We start from the raw sequence: 4199 nt of genomic DNA on the forward strand, positions 1-4199 counted from the left end.
CCCCCCCCCCCCCTCTCCCCCCCCCCCCCCCCCCCCTCTTCTTGTTTTTTTTTTTTTTGGGTCGGCCCCCCCCCCCCCCCAGGACTCGCCGCAGCGCTTGAGGTGCGCGAAACGTCCGGGTGAGGAACTCCAGATCGCTGGACCGCGACCTTGACCATGCCCTCGGCTGCAGGATCTGTCGGTTTGCAGATGACAGCCTTGAGGCTCAGCACCCCACGGAACCCCTGGCTTCCACCGTGAGCTCGGGGCAGCACGTCGCCGAGGGCGAGCACTGGGTACCATTGGACGATCCCGCGCCCGGACCTCGCGCTCGATGCCTTCAGAAGGGTCAGGGCCTGAGCCGGTCCGAATGGTCGTCATCCAACAGCCGGCACTCAGCCGAGGAGTTCCCGCGCACGACCGCGCACCTGCATCGCATCTCCCGCACGGCCTGGATCACACTCGACGGCGGCGTCGCCGCACCCGCCAACGCCCGGCGCGCCATGCGGCAGCTGCGCACCGCGCAGCGGCGCCTGCCGCACGACATCGACCTGGTCTGCATCGACCTCACCGGGCTGCGCGAGATCACGGTCGACATGGCCGCCTTCATCGCCGTCGACCGGCGCCTGCTTGCCGCGCTCGGTCTGACGCTCGTCGCGGTCCTTCGAGGTGACGCGCCGGCCGATTCCAGCGCCGAGGCCATCCTGACAGCGCTGCCGGTCGTCGACCACGGAGATCGCGACGAGGCGGGACTGGTGCAGACGGTTGAGGACGCACGAGCCAACGTCGATGGGTGGGTCACCATGCCCACCGCTGGCAGCGGCGGCTCGGCCACGGCCCGCACGACGGCTTCCACGAAGGGAACCGCCGCCTGAGCTGGGCGAGTGAGGCCTGGATAGGGCCCTCTGAAGTTCCGATGTGGGTGGTCGCCACAACTCGGCGCGCCCCTCACCCTCGCTGAATAGGCATTCGGCGCCGGGCCATTGTTGCCCGGCGGGCTCGCCTTCACCAGTCCGGCGCCGTGCGCATCCGGATGGTGCCTTCTTGACGTCATGACGGCAGTGGCGGAGACTGGGGGTATGGGCCGCAAAAAGACCACCGTGTATGTGGATGCTGATGTGTTGACCGCGACGAAGGTGCTCGCCGCCGCGCGGCAGGGCAGCGAGAGCCAGGTGGTGGAGGATGCGCTGCGCGCCTATCTGGGCACCGCCGAGGCCCAGGCCGCAGGTGAAGACCTGCGCGCGCTGATGGAGCGGCTGGCCCAAAGCGCCGACCGCGACGAAACAGGTCTTGGAGACGAGGCTGCCATGGACCTCGCCGTGGACGAGGTCGCAGCTGTGCGCGCCGCCGGCCGTGCTGGCTCGACCCGATAGGTGGCGACCCGAGCGGTGGCCGACACCAACGTCTTGGTCGCGGCCGCCATCACCGCACGCGGGGTGTGTGGCCGTCTGTTGACCGCCGCCATCGACGGCCGGTGGACGCTGGTGGTGTCACCGCTGCTGGCCGCCGAGCTGGAGACGGTGCTCGGCCGGGACAAGTTCCGCAGCTGGTTGAGCCACGACGACGCCCGCCGGTTCGTGGCCGACGTCCGGATCCTCGCCGACGTCGTGCCGGACCCGCCCGCCACCGCACACCGGGTGACCGCCGATCCCGATGACGAGTTCCTCGTCGCATTGGCTGCCGGCGCCGACGTGGTGGCGCTGGTCTCGGGTGACCCCCACCTCACCGAGGTGGTCCAGCTGGACCCGCCGGTGCTGACATCTGCGGACTTCCTGGCCAGCCTCAGCCCGTGAACCGCACCGCGGTCATCTGACACCGCCTGAGCCTGCGGCCGGGCGAATTCATCACGAGCTTCAACCCATGGAGAACCTATGCAGGTGAACGCGTATGCGCAGGTGGGCACTCACCGCGACGACAGGGGCGCGCCCCGGTTGGACGGTCGTCGGGCAGGCACCCGGCAGGGCGCAGGGGCCCGCCGGGCTCCCGCGCAGAGTGGTCGTGCCGCCGGCTTCGCGGGCGACGGCCATCGCGTCGAACCAGGTCGACCAGTGCACGTCGAGGTGTCCCTCGACTCGGAGTTCGTAGTAGGGCGCGTGGTCGTCGGTTCATCGCAAACCCGCCAGCGCTGTGTGGATGCGAGATCGGCGTACGCGGCGCGTGGTGGGGCGGCGGATCGCCCATTCGGCGACGGCGGCGTTGATGACCCACCCCGAGCTGAATGACCGCACCCAGGCCAGCATCAGGCTTTCTTGTCGGGTCCGGCGCAGTTCGGGCAGGGCTTTCTCGCGTGCCGGACCGCGTCCTCGACGAGGCTGTGGGAGGCGAACCATTAACTGGCCCGCTGGTGCAGGCTCGGCACGCGTGCGGGGTCTTCGGCGCGCAGGCGTGCTCGCAGCACGTCGGCGAACAGATGGTGGTAGCAGTACCACAAACGCTCCGTGTCGAGCGGGACCAGGAACAGATGCCGCGCTCAAGCTCCGCCAGCACTCGGGTGCCGTCCGTGCGGCCGGTGACAGCGTCCCACAAGGGACCCGTCAGTCGGTCGAGGACGGCGGTGCCGAGCAGGAAGTCACGGAGCCGGGTGGGCTGCCGGATCAGCACCTCATCGACGAGGTAGTCGAGGACGAACCGGTTACCGCCGGTGAACGCCTCGATGAAGCCGGCCCTGCTCGAGCCGGTCCAGGAGCAGGCTGATGAGCAGGAACGGCGCGTGATCTTTGAGGGCGAAGGTGTTGCAGTTCGTCGACGGTGACACGCCGGGTGTTCCAGTAGACCCACGTTGTTGACCGTCGCGTCGATCCGTCGCGCCGCTCGAGTACGTCTGCGGCCAGTCGTCGGACCTCAAACTGGGAGGACAGGTCGGCGACGAACACGTCCACCCGCTGGCCACCGGCCGCGTGGGTCTTGCGGGCCGCGTCATCGGCGCGCACGCGGTCCCTGCCGGTGATCGCGACCCGAGCACCCAGGCTGGCCGGGCCCACGGCGCTCGCCCTGCCGATCCCAGAGGTGGCGCCAGTGCCCAGCACCGTCCGTCCGGCCATGAGCTTCACAGCGTGAGAACGACCTTCCCGCGTACGTCTCCGGCTTCGAGGTGCCGCATCGCCTCCGGGACGCATTCCAGCGGGTAGGTGCGGTCGATGCTGGGGATCAGCGTGCCGGCCTCGATGAGTGTGGTGAGCCGCTCCTGGTCGCTGGCGCGTTCCTTGCTGGCGAGCATGGTCATCCGCTGCCGCACGAACGGCGAGACGAGCGGTGCTCGCAGCGACCGGCCGAACCCTCCGGTCCATCTGCCCCCTTCTTCGCCGCCGACGATGACAAGGGTGCCCGCTGGCGTGAGCGCGCTCCGGAGGCGAGAGAGCGAGGCGTTGCCCGCAAGGTCAAGGATGAGGTCGTACCTGGTGGGGCCGTCGGCGAAGTCCTGGCGGGTGTAGTCGACGACATGGTCGGCACCGAGGTTCCTCACCCAGTCGAGCTTCGCGGTGCTGCAGACGCCGGTGACCTCGGCGCCGAATGCCTTGGCCAGCTGCACCGCGTAGCTGCCGACACCGCCTGAAGCGCCGATGACGAGCACTCGCTGGCCCGGTTCGACCTGGCCGACATCGGTCAGCGCCTGCAGTGCCGTGCCTGCGGAGATCGGGACGGCGGCGGCCTGGGCGAACGTGAGGTTCCACGGTTTGCGGGCCAGCTTGTCCTCGCGGACCGCGGCGTACTCGGCGAAGGAACCGCGGGAGATGCCGAACACCTCGTCGCCGGTCGAGAACCGCGTCACCGCCGACCCGACTGCGACGACCGTGCCGGCGACGTCGAGTCCGGGCACCCGGTTTTTGGGTGCGCGGAATCCGAATCCGAGAACGCGGAGGAGGTACGGCTGTCCGGCCATCATGTGCCAGGTGCCCCGGTCGAGACCAGCCGCTCGGACATGGACGAGGACCTCGTCCGCAGCGATCTCGGGTCGCGCGATCCGCGCGAGCCGCAGGACGTCGGTCGAGCCGTATGAGTCCTGGACGATCGCGCGCATGGTCGAGCTCGCAGCTCCATTGGTGTTGGTGTCGGTCATGTTGTTCCCTTTCTGAGGAGTCGGCGGGGCAGGTCACGGCACGGCGAGCCGACGGCTACTTGACCTCGGCTCTTGTCACGACCCCGAGCCCGATCACCAGGGGGATGAGCAGCCAGCTGGCGGCGGTGACGGCGATGTGGGCCCACTGCTCGCCGGTCAGGGC

Annotated in this window: 5 protein-coding genes; 3 read left to right on the top strand and 2 right to left on the bottom strand. The window is 69.5% G+C overall.

Going from position 1 to position 4199, the window contains the following annotated elements; genetic code table 11:
- Positions 1-236 precede the first annotated feature (236 nt).
- The 3 genes from ACR2FV_RS12395 (at position 237) to ACR2FV_RS12405 (ending at position 1772) form a co-directional block, all read left to right on the top strand.
- Positions 237-854: a hypothetical protein gene (locus ACR2FV_RS12395; RefSeq protein WP_434016001.1), complete on the top strand. Its 618-nt coding sequence runs from the start codon at positions 237-239 to the stop codon at positions 852-854.
- 204 nt (positions 855-1058) lie between these two features.
- On the top strand, positions 1059-1352 hold the full coding sequence (locus ACR2FV_RS12400) for a CopG family transcriptional regulator (RefSeq protein ID WP_434016002.1): 294 nt from the start codon (positions 1059-1061) through the stop codon (positions 1350-1352).
- Entirely contained in the window at positions 1353-1772 is a 420-nt protein-coding gene (locus tag ACR2FV_RS12405) for a putative toxin-antitoxin system toxin component, PIN family (RefSeq protein ID WP_434016003.1), read from the top strand.
- Positions 1773-2573: 801 nt separating this feature from the next.
- On the opposite strand, the gene ACR2FV_RS12410 is transcribed toward ACR2FV_RS12405, so the two are convergent.
- Together ACR2FV_RS12410 and ACR2FV_RS12415 are read right to left on the bottom strand one after the other, a co-directional pair.
- Positions 2574-3095 (bottom strand): SDR family NAD(P)-dependent oxidoreductase, encoded by a 522-nt coding sequence (locus tag ACR2FV_RS12410; RefSeq protein WP_434016004.1) that lies wholly within the window; start codon positions 3093-3095, stop codon positions 2574-2576.
- The gene (locus tag ACR2FV_RS12415; protein WP_434016005.1) at positions 3026-3997 is read right to left on the bottom strand and encodes an NAD(P)-dependent alcohol dehydrogenase; all 972 of its coding nucleotides are present in this window, start codon (positions 3995-3997) and stop codon (positions 3026-3028) included. The genes ACR2FV_RS12410 and ACR2FV_RS12415 overlap by 70 nt, the downstream gene beginning before the upstream one ends.
- Between the last annotated feature and the right edge of the window lie 202 nt (positions 3998-4199).

The organism is Ornithinimicrobium sp. (genome assembly GCF_051004135.1).
Lineage (GTDB): Bacteria > Actinomycetota > Actinomycetes > Actinomycetales > Dermatophilaceae > Ornithinicoccus.

Coding starts and splice junctions, on each gene's coding strand:
- ACR2FV_RS12400 (WP_434016002.1), top strand. CDS start 1,059: ATGGGCCGCAAAAAGACCACCGTGTATGTGGATGCTGATGTGTTGACC.
- ACR2FV_RS12410 (WP_434016004.1), bottom strand. CDS start 3,095: ATGCGTCCCGGAGGCGATGCGGCACCTCGAAGCCGGAGACGTACGCGG.
- ACR2FV_RS12415 (WP_434016005.1), bottom strand. CDS start 3,997: ATGCGCGCGATCGTCCAGGACTCATACGGCTCGACCGACGTCCTGCGG.